General features: G+C 57.6%; 19 protein-coding genes. 3 read left to right on the forward strand and 16 right to left on the reverse strand.

The genetic code is table 11. The features are described from left to right. Window positions 1–7: 7 nt before the first annotated feature. The 4 genes from G369_RS0130900 to G369_RS0130910 form a co-directional block, all read right to left on the reverse strand. Window positions 8–925 carry a hypothetical protein gene (locus tag G369_RS0130900; protein WP_157773825.1) on the reverse strand — a complete coding sequence of 306 codons (918 nt, stop codon included), beginning with the start codon at window positions 923–925 and terminating at the stop codon, window positions 8–10. 81 nt (window positions 926–1,006) lie between these two features. Continuing rightward, window positions 1,007–1,495, reverse strand: coding sequence for a ubiquitination-like system serine protease family protein (locus G369_RS38810; protein WP_080647942.1), 489 nt, complete (start codon window positions 1,493–1,495; stop codon window positions 1,007–1,009). Next, a complete protein-coding gene (locus G369_RS0130905; RefSeq protein WP_026346780.1) occupies window positions 1,492–2,673 on the reverse strand; it encodes a ThiF family adenylyltransferase in 1,182 nt (393 codons plus the stop codon). The genes G369_RS38810 and G369_RS0130905 overlap by 4 nt, the downstream gene beginning before the upstream one ends. Further along, window positions 2,648–3,397: a multiubiquitin domain-containing protein gene (locus tag G369_RS0130910; RefSeq protein ID WP_026346781.1), complete on the reverse strand. Its 750-nt coding sequence runs from the start codon at window positions 3,395–3,397 to the stop codon at window positions 2,648–2,650. The genes G369_RS0130905 and G369_RS0130910 overlap by 26 nt, the downstream gene beginning before the upstream one ends. 68 nt (window positions 3,398–3,465) lie before the next feature. Here G369_RS0130910 and G369_RS37855 point away from each other — a divergent pair, with 68 nt between their 5' ends. After that, on the forward strand, window positions 3,466–3,930 hold the full coding sequence (locus G369_RS37855; protein ID WP_080647943.1) for a helix-turn-helix domain-containing protein: 465 nt from the start codon (window positions 3,466–3,468) through the stop codon (window positions 3,928–3,930). Then, a complete protein-coding gene (locus G369_RS0130915; protein ID WP_019657950.1) occupies window positions 3,927–4,859 on the forward strand; it encodes an ImmA/IrrE family metallo-endopeptidase in 933 nt (310 codons plus the stop codon). The genes G369_RS37855 and G369_RS0130915 overlap by 4 nt, the downstream gene beginning before the upstream one ends. Before the next feature lie 48 nt (window positions 4,860–4,907). On the opposite strand, the gene G369_RS37860 is transcribed toward G369_RS0130915, so the two are convergent. From G369_RS37860 to G369_RS38825, 8 genes are all read right to left on the reverse strand, one after another. Next, the gene (locus tag G369_RS37860; RefSeq protein ID WP_080647944.1) at window positions 4,908–6,515 is read right to left on the reverse strand and encodes a TniQ family protein; all 1,608 of its coding nucleotides are present in this window, start codon (window positions 6,513–6,515) and stop codon (window positions 4,908–4,910) included. A gap of 7 nt (window positions 6,516–6,522) precedes the next feature. After that, window positions 6,523–7,596, reverse strand: coding sequence for a TniQ family protein (locus tag G369_RS39855; protein WP_080647945.1), 1,074 nt, complete (start codon window positions 7,594–7,596; stop codon window positions 6,523–6,525). Next, entirely contained in the window at window positions 7,565–8,485 is a 921-nt protein-coding gene (locus G369_RS0130930; RefSeq protein WP_020723384.1) for a TniB family NTP-binding protein, read from the reverse strand. The genes G369_RS39855 and G369_RS0130930 overlap by 32 nt, the downstream gene beginning before the upstream one ends. Next, the gene (locus tag G369_RS38815) at window positions 8,482–8,937 is read right to left on the reverse strand and encodes a hypothetical protein (RefSeq protein ID WP_157773827.1); all 456 of its coding nucleotides are present in this window, start codon (window positions 8,935–8,937) and stop codon (window positions 8,482–8,484) included. Before G369_RS38815 ends, G369_RS0130930 begins: the two co-directional genes overlap by 4 nt. A 242-nt stretch (window positions 8,938–9,179) precedes the next feature. Continuing rightward, window positions 9,180–10,538 (reverse strand): TnsB C-terminal domain-containing protein, encoded by a 1,359-nt coding sequence (locus tag G369_RS0130935; RefSeq protein WP_019657954.1) that lies wholly within the window; start codon window positions 10,536–10,538, stop codon window positions 9,180–9,182. Next, window positions 10,510–11,220: a hypothetical protein gene (locus tag G369_RS0130940; RefSeq protein ID WP_157773828.1), complete on the reverse strand. Its 711-nt coding sequence runs from the start codon at window positions 11,218–11,220 to the stop codon at window positions 10,510–10,512. The genes G369_RS0130935 and G369_RS0130940 overlap by 29 nt, the downstream gene beginning before the upstream one ends. A 212-nt stretch (window positions 11,221–11,432) precedes the next feature. After that, window positions 11,433–11,705: a hypothetical protein gene (locus G369_RS38820; protein ID WP_019657956.1), complete on the reverse strand. Its 273-nt coding sequence runs from the start codon at window positions 11,703–11,705 to the stop codon at window positions 11,433–11,435. 196 nt (window positions 11,706–11,901) lie between these two features. Continuing rightward, complete coding sequence (locus tag G369_RS38825) at window positions 11,902–12,402, reverse strand: hypothetical protein (protein WP_157773829.1); 501 nt, start codon at window positions 12,400–12,402, stop codon at window positions 11,902–11,904. Window positions 12,403–12,465: 63 nt separating this feature from the next. On the opposite strand from G369_RS38825, the gene G369_RS37870 reads away from it, so the two are divergent. Beyond that, window positions 12,466–12,711: a helix-turn-helix domain-containing protein gene (locus G369_RS37870; RefSeq protein ID WP_019657957.1), complete on the forward strand. Its 246-nt coding sequence runs from the start codon at window positions 12,466–12,468 to the stop codon at window positions 12,709–12,711. A gap of 3 nt (window positions 12,712–12,714) precedes the next feature. On the opposite strand, the gene G369_RS37275 is transcribed toward G369_RS37870, so the two are convergent. The 4 genes from G369_RS37275 to G369_RS0130960 form a co-directional block, all read right to left on the reverse strand. Further along, window positions 12,715–13,710, reverse strand: a complete 996-nt coding sequence (locus G369_RS37275; protein WP_019657958.1) for an SMEK domain-containing protein — start codon at window positions 13,708–13,710, stop codon at window positions 12,715–12,717. A gap of 66 nt (window positions 13,711–13,776) precedes the next feature. Next, entirely contained in the window at window positions 13,777–13,971 is a 195-nt protein-coding gene (locus tag G369_RS39860) for a DUF2188 domain-containing protein (RefSeq protein ID WP_157773830.1), read from the reverse strand. Between the two features lie 33 nt (window positions 13,972–14,004). Continuing rightward, window positions 14,005–15,129 carry a helix-turn-helix domain-containing protein gene (locus G369_RS0130955; RefSeq protein WP_019657959.1) on the reverse strand — a complete coding sequence of 375 codons (1,125 nt, stop codon included), beginning with the start codon at window positions 15,127–15,129 and terminating at the stop codon, window positions 14,005–14,007. After that, window positions 15,126–15,779, reverse strand: coding sequence for a hypothetical protein (locus G369_RS0130960; RefSeq protein ID WP_019657960.1), 654 nt, complete (start codon window positions 15,777–15,779; stop codon window positions 15,126–15,128). Before G369_RS0130960 ends, G369_RS0130955 begins: the two co-directional genes overlap by 4 nt. Window positions 15,780–15,922: the final 143 nt, after the last annotated feature.

A 15,922-nucleotide genomic window follows, 5' to 3' on the forward strand; every position in this document is an offset into this window, starting at 1 on the left:
AAGCACGTCATTCCACAAAGATGGAATCGGCAGGTATCGGTAGCTTGGCTGCCGCGCCACCTGCATTGGGCAACTCGATCACCACCTTTTCACCGACGGAACGCAGCAGAACCTTCACCCCGCGAAATTCCTCGTACTCGTCCCCCAAGAAACTCTTGCCTGGGACCAGTTTGGAAGAGGCGACTCGCACTGACCATGGCTTCTTCACATGGATGACGGCATTGTCCTTGCGCAACTGCGCGGTCTTGAATGCTGTTTCGACCAAGCCAAAACGCTCTGGGCCCACTGCTAACGGAGCAAGAACGATGAACCCGATTGCGACCTGCTGCGCCAGGGCGGTCGCAGAACGTTTGCGTTTGATGTCTTCCTGAGTGTCAGAATGAACGAGCAGTCCAGCCGACAGATGAACATGACGGCGACGCACAAGAAGAAACGTGGCGACCAGCACGCCTTCTAGGATGGCGAGTGCCAGGAAGAGCGCGGCGCGCGTGAGATCGGTTGCCGCATGAATGACCAGTACTAAGAGCCCAACGAGAGCAAGTCCGACGCATGGAAGGTCGTACATCGGCGAGAAATCAATGGGTAAGTCAACACTGTTTCGATGCGTCTTGCTCAATGCGCGTCGTCGCCGAAAGGCGCGGTACGCGGCGCGTGCAGGCAAGACCATGATCAGCGATCCCAGCGCGGTCAATATCAGTACGTAGAGCGAGTACGCGATCCAGAAGCCGGCACAGACGAGGTAGAAGGCCAAGCCCTCACCGAGATTCAGGCCTTCGGGAAATTGCCCAATCTCATTGCTGTAAAGCAGCAGGCAAAGCCCGCCTGTGGCGAGGGACCCCCATCGCACAAAGCTGCCACCAAGATCGACCATTTCCTTGAGCGTCAGTTTTGTTGCTGAGCTTTCGCACGGATTGTCAGATTTCATTGTTCCTCCTCTTAGTTGATGCTCCGACGTCTGCACGAAACGATGGCGTCTGCATCTCGGCGATTGATCGGCCGCGGTTTTTCAGTCTTTCCACCACGACTTCAATGCACTCCAGAAAACTACGCTACCTTGCGACTCACGCGCAGTCCGAGGGCATGGCGTGCTTGTGGCCGACGCTGGTGGCGCCAGTACTTTCAATACCTCAGATTGCCCGGCAGCGGATCTTCCGTTGGAGAAGTAAGCCGACTTGTTCTTGCGATCGCGAGCGCGGCCAAGTTCAATGGCTGCATTCGACATGTTTCCTGCCCAGGCTATTGCGCCGCGATCGATGAAGTAGTGGGAACGACAGGGCAGACTCCAGTTGCCGACGGATGGATCCAGCGAGACGGTGTCGCCGTCGAATATCAACGTCCAATCGGTTGGCGAAAAGGGCGTGACCACTTCTTGGCCGCAGCCGCACGCGCAGCGATGAATGGCGGTAGCGCAATCCATCGCGACGTACAGCACGCCCGGCGCGAGTTCCGTTGGGACTTCGTTTACGAAAATGTGCGCCATGCGTGATTGCTTCATGTAGATACCTCGTCGCTGGTCAGGAGGTTCATGCTCGTTGAATAGGTTGAGTGATGCTCGCCTTCCTCGTCCGCATAGAAGCCGCACATCTTCTTCCACTTGATCACAGCTAGGACGGCATTCAAGGCGTTCAGGTCGGCGATCTGAATGTTTTGGCCATAGGCATCTTCTTCATCGCGATCGGCCATCGAAACGCGAGATGCTATGTGATCGTGCCTGGCCGCAGTGACAGCGGTCACTCGGCAGACTGCCAGCAGTTCACGCGTCTCGGAGGTGAGCTCGACCCCCATGCCGACGTCGATGAAAGATCTGCCAGTGGCAACGAGTGCTTCGGTGATCATCCGACGCACGCTGCCTCTATCCACGCAGATGAATACGATGTCGAAGTCTTGTAGTTGGTGTAAGTTCTTTTCGTCCAGGTATCCGTTGTGCGCCACGATGTGCGCATGCATGTTCGAGTAGATCGCCGTGAAATGGTCAACCTTGCTCGTCCTCTTCTCCAACTCTGCTAGCGAAGGTGCTCCTGGTGCCCGAAAGGCGTTGTGCTGCATGAAGACATCACCGTCGAACAGGTGGATCTCTGTTGCTGGCGTCTTGGCCAGCAGATCGAGCAGATAGGAGCCCGTTCCACCGAGGCCGATGATCGCGATGCGATGAGCCAGCCGCATTGCGATCGCCTGAATGCCTGCCCGGCTCGACGCGGTGTCGACGTACCGGAATACAGACTCGTCTGGCCACGCGGCCACGGGGCGAAAAGTTTGGGCCGTGACTGCCGGATCACGCGAACGTGCCGGTGCACCGATGACCTCGATGTAGCGTGTCATCTTGTGGTGGTAGTCGCGGTAGCCGTCGAGCGGCTTGTTGGAAAACGAGTGATGGATGACGATGTCGTTCGTCAGCGCAGTCACGTTGCTCGCATTCTTGATCTGCACGATCTGTGTGCCGTTGAGATTGCACGGATGCTCACCGATGAAATGGACCACATGGGTGTCGGGCCGAGCGGTGATGTCACCGCTCAGTATCAAGCTCGAAACCAGGGTGCCCACCATCGTTTCCCCGCGCGAGTTCACATACGGGACGGAGTGAACGAGCAGGTGCCCCGCCCGAACCTCGATCTCGTACCCTTCGTCACGCAGTTTCTTGAGATCCGGGCTACGACTTATCAGTGAATGTGACATTGAAGAGCATCCCATCTTTGATGGTGGCCGAGCCACCTTCGACCAGCGTGCCTTCGGGGTTGCTGGCCGGACCCCGTTTGAACGTCACTGTGTAGACGCGGGTGTCGCTCGTGGCGGCATCGGCAAACGCCAGTTTCACCACCTGGTCAAACGTCAGCGTTTCGGTATGGACCTGATGCGGTCGTGTGTTCACCTTGACGGTGATCGTGCGCAGAGCCGTATAAAAGCGCTCCACGCCAGGGGCTGAGAGGTCGAATAGCTCGGCATCGCCGATCTGGCGATCCTTTCCGCCGCGGGTGTCGAGCCAGACCGCGAAGGTTGCGAGATCCACCCCCGCCAGCTTCTTGAGCGTCAGCCCCGAAATGCGGGTCGCGCCCCATTCGATGACGTGATCGTTCAATTCGAGGCGGAACGAGCGATCGTTGCGGAAGACTAGGAAACGCTCGATGCCGGCGCTGCGCAGGTCGACCGTCTGGCCTGGGCCGAGTTCCTGCAACAGTCCGCCTTGCGACACGAGGAATAGCAGGTGTTCCAGGGTATCGCGGACGCCCGCTGCTTGGAGAACCTGGCGCCCAGTGGGCACTGGGTCGGCGATTACTGCCGGGCGGAATTCCAGGCGCTCGTCACCAATGAGCACACCGTAGGGGCCGTGCCCGCGAACTTCGCGTCCGGCGCTGAGCGCCTGCAGCACATCTTCCACACCATCTTCAAAGTCCTTGGCCATAGGCTCCATCCTTTCTTGCCGCGAGGGGGTCTCGCGATGTGGTGCTAATGTCTCATGGCGTGCTAAGTATGTCAAGCAGCGGCCTTGCATGCTTGAAAAAATTAGCAGTCCGACTAGACTGGAGGTGTCGGGCGACGGACGATGCCCGTTCGCCGCTGTCGGCATTTGCAGAGGAGACTGTGAAGCCAACACTGGGCCAGTACCTGGCGTCCATCCGCCAAGACCGAAAGATGTCGCTGCGGCAGGTGGAAGAAGCCAGCGGCAAGGAGGTATCGAATGCCTACCTCAGCCAACTTGAAACAGGAAAAATCGTTCAGCCGAGTCCCAACGTACTGAACACCCTCTCGGAAATCTATGCAATCGACTACATCCAGCTCATGGAACTTGCGGGCTATTTAGCCCCTTCTGCTGCACGCAAGGCGACGCAGCGCCACGGACGAGTTGCGACGTTCGCAGAGCACAACCTGACACCCGAAGAAGAAGCCGAACTCATGAAATACCTGAAATTTCTAAGGATGGAAAAACCGCCATGAAAGAGGACGACAGCAGCTTGAAACCCGCCGAACTGCGGGCCGTCGAGGAGCGTGCCCGGCAATCGCTGGACAAGGCGGCTGCCTGGGGACGCTTCCCGACGCCCGTGGAAGACATCGTTTCCGCGGCCAAGCTGCGTGTCGCTTCCAAGGGCCTTTTCGATCCCGAGCGCCTGCTCGCATTTGCAAAGCAGAAGACTGCCAATGCATTGTTTGCGGTCAAGACGGCGCTCTCAAAGATCCTCGGGCTCTACGATGCAAATGAACAGATCATTCATATCGACGAATCCGTAGGTCTGAGCAAGCAGCAATTCCTGAAGCTCCATGAGACTGGACATCACGAACTGCCGGCACATCGAAAGATCTTCACGTTCTTCCAGGACTGCGAAAAGTCTTTGGCGCCTGAAATCGCGGATCAGTTTGAACGCGAAGCGAACAATTTCGCCCGGTATGCGCTGTTTCAGGGAGCCACCTTTGGAAAACTCGCGGCAGACATGCCTCTGGGCATAAAGTCGCCGATCAATCTTGCGAAAAAGTTTGGGGCGTCCAACTATGCCTCGCTGCGCGAGTTTGCGAGGACGAACCATCGCCCTTGCCTGGTCTACGTGCTCGAGCCCATACAATTTGCTCCCGGGCGATCGGCCTCTGCAGTCGTGCGGCGGATCGAAACATCGCCGAGTTTTGAAGAGCGATTTGGGCGCCCCACAGATCAACTCATCGACAGCAAGCACGCCCTGTTCTCACTCCTGCCGATTGGACGCAAGATGATCAAGCCCACGACATTGATCTATGGCGACAAGAATGGCGACAAACATGAGTGTCTAGGCGAAGCCTTTGACACCACGTACAACGTTTTGCTGCTGATCTATCCGGTCAAGGCCCTTAATGCGACGGGCATCATCGTGCCTGCCGGACATTTGTCGCTGTTCTGATCATGGATGTCTGACAGTTTTCAGTGTCTTAAGGCATAAGAGTCGACGCTATTTCTTTGGCCGACGTGTGCCTGATCGAGCCGTTGCTTGTTCCAGCCCGGCTGACAGCAAGCGCGAGCCCAAAGACCACTCGGAGACATTGCTGCGCCGCAGAAGGTCCGCAAACCGTGCGGCCAGACCGAATCCTTGTGTAGGGACCCCGAAGCGCGAGAGAAAAAGCGCGCGCTGTGATAAGTCATAGCGCTGGAAACGCACACGAGTGCCACTCAGATATCGCTGCATCCAGGCAACATAGCTTCGAGCAAGTTGCCCGCGAGCGTCGTTGGCAATGGCCGCTTTGCGCCACTCCTGCAGCAAGCCGTAGCCCTCTTCAAGGGGCAGCGCCGAGACTGCCTTGAGCGATATTCCGAGCCAAGCTGCGGCAGCAATGCTGCATGCGTCACGCAAGAGGCTGGATCGATGCTCTCTCGCGATTGGGGCGGCCTCAAGGTCGCTATCCAGAAGCTTGACGACTGCGAGCATTTCCGTGTCTGATAGACGGCGTGTCATCACGGGGTGGATCACATCCAAGGCCTTTGCCTCGGTCACTCCCAACATGCGCTTGATAGCTATCTTAGAAGGCGTGTGATTGATCTCACTCAGCAGCGCCTCAACGCTCGACACTTCGGCCTGCGTCATCCGGTAGCGTTTGCGCTCAAGATGCTCTTTGCAGACGGCCCAGAGCCAGTACGGCACGGGAATCTCCACCGTGGCGTATTCACCGCACGTGATGTGCGCGGCGTTCATCGTTGCAATGAAACGACTCGGCCAGTGTCTGGTGAGCCAATTCACAAGCTCCAGCATTTGATGGCGTATCTCTGGAGGCTGACGATCAAACTCAGACCTTGGGCCCGATGCGACACAAGTCAGCGCCCCAGCGAATGATCGAGGCAGGTAGCCTTGCAGCTTGGATGCGAGTCGAGGGCGACTGAGCACATTCAACAGCACGCGCACGCCGTCCCACCAGAGTTTGCTGTGCAGCACGCGGACGGGCAATAAGTGTCGCGGTGTGTCTTGTGGATTCGGCCTTCGCCATTTGGAAATTCGTTGCACGGTCGCTGCGGCTGGCCTGTCCAGCAAGGGGCTGCCGCAATGCTCGCACATCTTCAAGGAGATTGTTCTTTTGCCTGAGAGAATCAGCTCGCTTCCGCAAGCGCTACAAGCATCGACAAGAAGCCGCATGTGCACCGGGCAGACCGCGCTCACGGAGAGACGCCAAGTGCTACGCCAGTATGGGGTCGCATCCTCTACCAAGCAAATCGCGCAGATCGAGTGCCTGCATCCCTGACCACCGCTTGCCATCAGCCATCGCCAAGCGATACTGCATGACATCCCGGTCATCGCTGTAAGCGCCCCGTCGAGTGAATGCGCGCGAAGCTGCTCGACAGGGATGCCGCTGAGTTGCTCCAATGAAGAGAGCAGATTCCAGCGGTCGGGATTCAGGTCAACGAGCGCATGCGATGAAAGCCCAATACCGCCGTTCTGAAAGAGCTCGCCATAGCTCGTAAAGCCATTGGCTCTGGCGAGCCGGAACAGCCACGAAGCAAGCGATTCCAAAGGGGCCTTGCCAGCGATCGGTGGGGGGCGCACAAGCAGCGCTTTGCATTGCTGTTGCATGAAGAACTCAAGTGGAGAGGCCTTCGAAGCTTCGGCTTCGGTTGCCTAGGCCATCGTCCGAGCAGATAGCGTGAAACTTGGCTAGCCAGCTTGCCATATCGTCTTCGTCTCCTAGGTGAGTCAAGAGTCCAAAGTCTGTGGGGCGTCGTAACGCAAAGTCCTCCACCAGGCAGACAGCTCGCCTGCGAACCTCGATCGCCCGCGAAATGAACCGTTCACGGAAGCAGCAATCAAGGCGATTCTCTAGACCAGCTTGCGACCGCTGCCTCGCGAGGGCCTCTATCGAGTCGACCGTGGGGGCTGCCGAGCAAGCCAAATTTAGAAATCGGCGGGTTGCGAGACAAGGCCACGGGTGTCGGAGCTGGTCTCTCCAGGCTGGCCGACGGTAGATGTCGTGGAGAACTCTAGTCACCAGGTTGTTATCGGACGAAGCCTCCTGAGGCGCGCTGTCACGGATATCGAACCCGCAATCGCCGCAATGGGTCAGGGGCAAAAGACGGCGTCCCGGAGCGACGAATGTACTGCCGCAGCTTGGGCAGTTCTCGATCATCGCGCAGTGATGCACTTCACAGTTGACGGTTGTGCACAGCCGCCAGCTTCGTCTCCAGTAGGGGGATTCGTCCTCCAAAAGGCAAGCCGGGCATACGACGTGGCGCGTCCGATAAAACAGGCCGGCACTACCTTTTCCTGGAAGCGCCCAGTCCCGCATGACAATGCAGTGCCCTTTTCCCGATATTTGCCTGTCGTCAAAGAAAAGCAGCATGGGAGCGATTTCAGCCACGCTCCGACCGCTCACCTTGCTCCATGCACGCAAAGCGCGTCCCGGATCCAAGGGCGCATCGATGAGCGTACTGGGCCAAAGTCCAGCAGCAGCGCTGATCGCGCCTCTAGCCACTGCGTTCGCCTTCTGCAAACGAAACAGCCAGGATGTAAGCGATTCGCAGGCTCGCTGATCGGGACATGTCGTGCCGATGGGGCGAGTACGTATGAGAATCACCGGAAAGTCGCCGAAGGTCGATGCTTCTCGTCGGTGAGGGCTCGAGATCTTGCTAGGCCTCGCCATGAAACGCGTCGCTCTCATGGTTGTCGCCGTCCAGATAGGTCGGCGCGTGAAGCTCGCCGAATCGATTCAGCCGGCGCATTGCGAAAGATTTGTGAAACGGATTGAGTTCCGCGGGGACCCCGCTCCAGTAGAGGCGCTCAAACATCTTCTCAAGCGTGATGAAGTCCAGAGAGTTCCCTGTGTCGGCAAGGCCTCTCATCCGCTTGACCATGAATGCGATCGTCCGATGAATGCCATCTGTGGCGTAGAACATTCGCGTAGCGACATCGATGCTCGCGATCCATTTGCGATTTGCCTCACTCATGCCGATCGCCAACTCGTAGAGAAAGCCACGAAGCTGTACGAAACCGCTCTCGAGGTTGAACGGGTGGAGTCTGAGCGTCTCGGGAACACGAGAGCGCAACTGTCCGTTGTGCGCGAAGAGAATCTGCGCCCTCGGCGCACCTCCATACACGACAGGGATCTTCAGCAGGTCGAGCATTTCTTTCAACGCATCTGCCGCGGAGGCAAACGTGTCGGCGCGTCCTCGATCTATCAGATGCTGGATCTCGTCGATGCATACAAATTCAACGCTGCACGCCCTGTAGAGCGTTTCCACGCGATCGCGAAGTCTGTCTGCGACCCCCAAGCCAGGTTGGACTTGAAGAGCTCTCAAGAAGGCGGCGAAGATGCCTTTTCGAGTCGGTTTCGAAGGGATCTGTACGTGGACCACAGGGATGCGCGTTACTTCGTCTTCGAACACAGGCGGATGGCGCAGGCAATACTCCTTGAAGAGAAACGACTTGCCAACTCCAGACACTCCGAGCAACTTCATGCTTTGGGGATCGTCATCGACACCACTGTCGGCGTGACATTCAGCTAGGCGCGCCATGGCGTCCTGGAAGACAGGGGTTTCGATGCAGATCATGGGCGGGCTCTCGTTGCGACGTGCGGTGCGCGCACCACCGTCGGGAAAGACGGAGTCTCATCACCGGCGGGTGAGCCTCCCGAAGCTTGTTCAATCGGCTCAGCTAGCCCATGCTTGGCGTCGACCTTTCGTTTCCGTGAGGTCTGCGGTTGGACAGTGGTTGGAAGATGCGCCTTGGCTTTGACGACTGGCTCCTCAACGCTCAGGCCCATCAAGCGCAGCGCACGACGTCGGGCGCTTTGTGTGGTGGCGTTGGCGAGGTCGCGTGCCGAGTCGCGCGCTCTCTGTATCGCTTGTGAGATCGTGATTTTTTGCCCCTGCTCGCGTGTCCTGCGCTGCAGGCCGTAGGCCACCTTTATCTGGTAGGCGCTCAGTGTGGCCTTGACAGGGTCTATATTTGGAACTTGAAGGCGTTCCTTGGACTGAGGGTTCATCACCCAGATGGATGCCATGAGTGAGCGATTCATTCGTACCTGAACCCGTATGCTCACCGCGTTCGAGTTGGAGCTTCTTGGCGCTTGACGGAGAATGGCCTGTAGGTGATCGCTGTTGAAGATGCAGTTATCTAATTCGATCCCCCGGGTCGTCAGAGTGCAGGTAACTGAGTCTGAGCAGACCACGTCCAATTCATCCGGATCCAGAGGAAGCCGGATGGCTGTTACCGCCAACGCGCTGCGCCACAGTTCGTGGGGGCTCATTCCAGCCCCCTGTGGCCGCGGGTCATGTAGAAGTCGACCACCCAGCAGTGCAGACGCTTTCGCAGTTCGCGCAAGTCGATCAAGGCCTCTGCGGCGGGGTCAGAATCTTTCGTGCGCTGATAAAAATGCGACCCTGTTGCACCCGGAAGACCGGTCAACGCTGATTCGTTGAACGTCCGAAAGAGTCGCTCAATGCGCGCCTTGTACCTGGGCTCCTTGACAGGGCAGTATTGCAAGTCGATGCCGAGTTCGAAGCACGCTTGCCTGAACGAGTGCGAGTGAAATTCCGGGCCGTTGTCACACTTCAAGACCATCGGGATGCCATGGCAAGGCCAATCGCCTTGCACCTCTGGATAGTCTTTGCGCAGGTAGGTCTTTGGAAGGATTGCGTGTCTCAGGCAATCCAGCGCTGCTTGCGAGGAGGCGCCGCTGAAACCCACATCGAATCCCATGATCGCACGGCTGAAGTGATCGATGATCATCGTGAGTCGCGGGCGACCTAGCACCAGTCCCGAGACCTCGTCGACGACAAAGAGATCGAGCATTGTGTGATCGATCTCCCAGCATTCGTTGAGCCCGTAAATCTCGGTGTTCTTCGCGACAGAGCGAAAGGTGGATAGCGCGTGTTTTGCACCTAGTCGAGCGGCAGTAACTTCGAAACCGGGGCGCCGCCGGAGACAGCGCAAGAAGGTAGAGTAAGAGGGGATTCTCAGCAGCTGATCTTTCGGACGCCACTTGTTTTTCTCTAGCAATCCTCCCTCGAAGACTTGATAAGCCAGCTTGATCGAGTAGCGCTCTGTGGTCAGATAGAAATTATCTAGCACGGCATTGAGCGCTTGCTTCACCTCAGGCGACATGCGCTGTTTGCCGGGCCCTCCACGACGTTCGAAGTAAGGCATGAACGCAGCGGGATCATCGCCTTGCGATCTGACTTGAGCACGCCAGCGCTTCAAGGTCGAGACGGAGGGCGCGCGCGGTTGACCGAGTCGTCGCCGTACTGCCTCCAGCACCGCGTCCAACGGTTCACTGCGCGCGCGCATGCTGAGTCCCTCGCGCTCGATTGCCTCGAGGTACTGTTGTCGGGCATAACCTTGCCGCTTGGCTACCTCGCTCACGTCATCCGCCAAGCGAATCGCCACTGTGACCTTGTGCTCTCGCGCCTCAGGCCTTTCGCTCTTAATGCCTTTTAGGTTCCCGCTGCGATAGTGGATGTGAAGGGTTGCAATCTCCCATGGTCGTACATTGCCGTCCTCGTCGCTCAGCATCACGCGATCGGCGTCGATGATCGAGCGGACTGTGACGACCTTGAGGAACAACCTGAACTGCTTATTGGGGGTAAACGAAGTCAGCTGCATCGAAGCGCTCCTCAAGGGCGTATGTCAATGGGGTGGCTGCGTTCAGCGGCCGATACATGTCGGCGTAGACGCGACCGAGCGCGAGCATGCGGAGGGCTGATTCGCAGCTCAGAAGCGATTGGAGATCGGAGAAGGTCGTCGGCCTGCACTTGGTCATGGCAAGCCGGCGGCAATCCTCGGCGTCGCTCTCGCTCGTGCGTATGGTTCGCAACGCTTGGGCGATCAGTCGTGCATTGCGCTGAGCAATGGGAAGATCTAGCTGCGCTTCAGTGACGACCAGGAGCGTCACGCCTACGTCCGTCAACCGCCGCCGAATGGCGGTAAGGCGTGTCGCAATGGACGCGTCCGTCAACTGCTTCGACGGAATGCACTCTAAGCAGATAAGTTGCCCGTCTCGTCTCTGCGCAAGAACATGAGGGGTGTATCCCAGCCTCGCGCCATCTTCGAGCACGACGTCCACTGTGGTGGGGCGGGTGCAGGCGTCGATGACCAGCCAAGACGCTTCGAGCCGATACAGCAGGTCCCACTGGAGGCCGGACTCCCAGTGCATAGGGCGATTGAATCGAGTGGACGAGAAAATGCCGCGCACCCGATAACCGTTTCGCGTGACCACGCGACGGGGGCGAAAAGACGGACTGCGTCCCACCATTTGGGCAAAGCGGTCCCCTAGAGATGTCGTCATGCGACCTCCATAAATCAAACAGCGAAAGAAACCGCGGCGAACGCATGAGAACGTTTGCCGAATTGACTTCAGGCTTGACTTGATGGTTAGCCGAATGAGATACTGAAGATGCCCTCCAACAGGCTCCGTCAGTAAAACGACGGACTAACGCCGTCTAGCCCTCGTGGTTAGATGGCGTTTTCTATTTCATGGCAGCTCCTCGATTGATTTTTTCAGATCGCGTTGTCTTCCGTATCCCGCTTTTCAGAAACAGCGGTCAGCTTTCTTTCCCGCTCGATACGCTCCAAAAGCTCTGCAATTTCACTTGTCATCGCAAAGACGCCGCGCCTGTGCTCGATGGTGACTGGCGAGAACGGCAGACTTCCTCGACTGCGCGCCGTCTTCAATGCGGTCACAGTTGGGTAGTGCAGTACCTTACAGATGGCCTTTGCATCCATGATCGGCCCGTAGTTGGTCCATAGAAAGTCATGAACGTTGAACGACATGGAGGCTGTCCGTTGCTGATAGATGCGGGTTGTTTTTAGAAAATTTGCCCGAATCCTAGGCCTTGTTTTTGAAAAGTCAATCAAAAAAGATGACCTATTTTTAAGGTCCGCTGAAGACCCCGGGTTAGTCGAGGAGTTGAGTTGTCAATTCGGTTTTATTTTGAATTGACTATTAAGTTCTGGCTGCCAATGCGGATCAGTCTTGAGTTTTTTTATCAAATGGCTGGTCGCGCATTTGCGGTTTTGCATCCCGCGCATCTCGCCAGTGCAATCGAAAGCGACTGACCTCCGTGACATCCAAGCCACTCGTTGGCTCGACGTAGGTTCCATGCTCGGATTCAAATAGCCAAAGGGGCTGAGACGGGTCTTGGCCAGGAAGTGGGTGGCATTGCCACAGCGCCAAGCAGCGCGAGAACTCGGGATCACTGCCTCGGATCATGTACGTGGGTAGCAGTACGTGCAGGCGCGTGCTCTCCCAGTGCCGATGGTTCAAGAGCGCTGCGGCATCAGCTGCGCGGGTGACTAGGAATCGACGCCAGTACTGCACCGGTGCTTTTGCGGAGGGTGGCAGCACCTCGACATACCAAAGAGGCGCATCGAAATAGTGTTCGACCCAATGAAAGCGTCGCGTGTACGGCCCTTCGCATCCCATGCGGGTGGGGTCTGGAATTTCGAAACGCTCATCGACCTGCAGCATGAATGCCTAAATGTGTAAGATCGTCCGTGGTTGGATCGTACTCATGGCGGGACCATTTTGTCCATGCCAGCCCCGTCTCCGAAACATGCGCGAGATCCTGCGCTTGTTGCGTTAGGAGCTGCGATCAGATCGATGCGGAAGGCTCGTGGGCTGTCGCAGGAGGACTTGGCGCATCGCAGTGACTTGGATCGCGCTTATATGAGCAGCATCGAACGAGGCGCTCAAAACCCTGGGGTCATGGCAATCGTTGGTATTGCCAAGGGGATCGGAGTAACCGTTACTGAGTTGGTTGCCGAGGCCAAGCTCTAGGCTTCAGTCAAGTACGCTGAAGTCGCAGTCCACGATCAGGCGCTTGGCTTCGTCGGCAGTCAAGAAGTCTTTGAGCATCCAGAAAGCATCATTCCGGCTGCCACGGAGCCTGTGAGTAAGTTCAAATTTTTGGGGACGATCTTCGTCGTCGACGTCTACTAGGTTCGCGTTGTTCAAGGAGCGGTAGTAGTCGTGCATTTCATTCGCATCGATCTTCAGTCGCTGCTGCAGCGTTTGAATTGAAATTGCGATGCGATAGCCAAACTGGCTTCCTCCTCCATGTTCAAACATGTATGAAATGACTTCGCGCTGATTTCTCGACAGTGCCATCAATTGCTTGTGCAGCTCAAGCAAAGACCCAAAGTCTTCCGCCCACTCGCGTTCTTCTTCATTTCCTATCGTCTCGCGCAGGTAGCGTGCGGCCGTTTTGGGCGGCTTGCCATCATTTTGCTCTGCGCTGGCCAGCAGGCTATCGGGCTCGAGCGCGTGTGAGACGCTTGGCAATTGCTTGTCAATGAAATCACTGAGAGCCTTCATCTGTTCCAGATCCAAGCTCTCTGCCTTCGCAAGCACATCGTCGATGTCATGAACGTGCGCCTTGTGGTCAAACGTGAAATGGTCGTTGGTCTCAAACGCCGTTGTGTATTTCTTCTTGTCCACAAGCATCAGAAATCTCAGTTCTTGATATTTCTCATAGAGCTTGTGCTTGTTGAAGGTCTCGATCGTCTTCTTGATCTTCCCGGAGTCCGACGTGGCAGTTACTTGGACACAGAGCTTGCGGCCTTCGTCGGCAAGGTCGATTGCTGCCTCGTTCAGCGATTCTTCGTTGACGTTCTTGAGAGCGTAGCCATAGACAAGGTTCAACACGGTGGCGAAGAACGACTCGCAGTCCCGGTTGAGATCGGTCTTGCCCCTTTTGCTCAGGCTCTTGACCATGAAGCGCAGGACGGACAGCTTCATTACGACGTTTTGATAGATGCGAGCTTTCTCGAGCGGCATCGCTCCTCCTTCCGTTGGGCTTCTCGAGCCAATTTCTTAAAGATTCGCAGCGGACCGCGTCGGCGGTTAGTTCCTCGTATTCCTCGGCGGATTGGGATCGTTGCAGTAACTGTCGCTGTCGAGGATCTTTCCGTCTTTACGGTGATTCACCATCTCGACATGGTCGCGCTTTGCTTGTTCACAGGCGCGGTCGATCGCGGCCCTCTGTGTATTGGCGACAGTGCCCGCGTGCTGTGTCCTCCTTTTTCGTCGCCTAGTCATCTATGTGTGGCACGACATCGATTTCCTTCTTGGTCAGTTTTGGATGTCCACCTGAGAACTCACTACACGAAGTTGCGGCGGTTTACCTGTTCTGGTCTTGCCGGCTCCTCCACCGGTGAGCCCCGTGAGCGCGAGTCCGAACACAAGTTGATCCAGTTCCTCGACCGGGACGCATAGCTCGCTGGCGATGTCACCCTTGGAAATGCTCTCGTCTCGCAGCGCTGAGAAGACTTTCTGCAAGATCTGCGAGGACTCCCGCTGTCCCTCGTCGGGTTCGTTCTTGCGATAACCGCGCGACGACAGATCGATGTAGAGCGACTGATAGTGCCAGTCACTCAGCGCGCCGACTGTATGCAGGCGGTACGTAAGTGCCGCGACCGAGACGCTCCAGTATTTCTTCAGCTTCACCAGGTGATCGATCGTGGCCATGCGCGGCGCATAGGCCAGGACGCTTGCGCGCGGCATCAAGAACGCCGAGGCGAATGCGTTGGCCTGACGCTCCGCCTCGCGGCCCTGCGGCGAGCCGTGGCGGTGCAAGACCAGATGTCCTAGTTCGTGCGCGGCATCGAAGCGACTGTGCTCGGCGGACTTTTTCGTATTCAGGAACACGAAAGGCGTTCTCTGCCGCCACATCGAAAACGCGTCGACCTCGGCGGCATCGACTGAGAGCGAGAACACGCGGACGCCTTTCGACTCGAGCAGATGCACCATGTTCTTAACTGGCAACTCACCGAGTGCCCATTGCTGGCGCAACGCCATCGCCGCAGCCTCAGGATCATCCTCGCGGCTGAGGTCAGGCAGGTCCGGCGCTGGCAGCTCGAAGCGCGCTTCGATCCAGCCATTCAGCATGAGCGCGATGGCCCCGGCCCCCAGGGCGGTGTCGCGCTGTCCAGCACTCATCTTCGACAGGGCGCGGAAGCTGGCAATGTCCGGCGTCGGCTCGTCGAGGTCGTCGCCAAAGAAGAACCTCTTGGGGAAGCCAAGAACCTCGGACAACTTGGCCAGGCGATCGTCGTCTGGGCCGAACTCACCCTTCTCGTAGGCCGAAATCGAGCGGGGCTCGACCCCGATCGCCGAGGCCACCTTGGTCATTGTCAGCCCGCGCCGTTTGCGAGCCAGGGTCAGACGGGACGGGTTGAATAACGTGCTCGCAATCATGCTCGACGCTTAACGTCGACATCGATATCCGGCTGGTCCGGCGGCGAGGGCGGAGTGACCTCCAACGGATCGAGATCGGTCGGGATTGCTCCGAGGATGATTCGCTCCCGCCAGCCATCGACACGGCCATCCTCCCCCATCGAGGTTGGCAGGGACAACTCGCACCGCACCTCGCCCAGTGCGCGGTGGACCAGCAGAATCCAGGTCATCCGCTGCTCTTCGGACGTCGCCTCGTTCGACGACACTGCCACTTCGACCGGCGGAAAGCCGAGGTCAAGCTGCAACTGGTTCGATGTCACCGCCTCGGCCGTGCTCGGGCCTTTGGAGGACCTGGTGGTCGGTTGGGCATCTTTGCAGCCTGTTGCGCCGTCGCCGGTCGCCACGGCGATCGCCAGTGTCCCTACCGGGTTGATCACCAGCGAATAGTTGTTGTCATCGCACCGTTCCCATCCTTCGGGTAGCAGGTACTCGCGGAGGGCGCGCACCATGGTCGCCCAAGCGGTGAAGCCCGGATAGAGCGGGGGATCGTTCAGGGTGCACGACGCGAACGCCACGTAGCCGCGCTTCACGATCTGGGCAAGCTGGTCCTCTTCAAGACCGAGCTGCGCTAGGCGGGTTTCAACATCATGGTTTTCGACATGGATCTGCATAGGATTGGCTCTTTCTGCGCGTGGCGCAACTTCCGGTTTTTATACCTTATTTAAGGTCGAAAAACAAGAAGTTGAAGCTGCTCTTCTGCTGTTGCTCTCGGAGCGCTCTTGGCGTCCGCGGCTTTGCTACTCGCCGCCAGAGC

It is taken from the genome of Variovorax atrisoli 110B (assembly GCF_000382045.1).
Taxonomy (GTDB): Bacteria; Pseudomonadota; Gammaproteobacteria; order Burkholderiales; family Burkholderiaceae_C; genus Variovorax; species Variovorax atrisoli.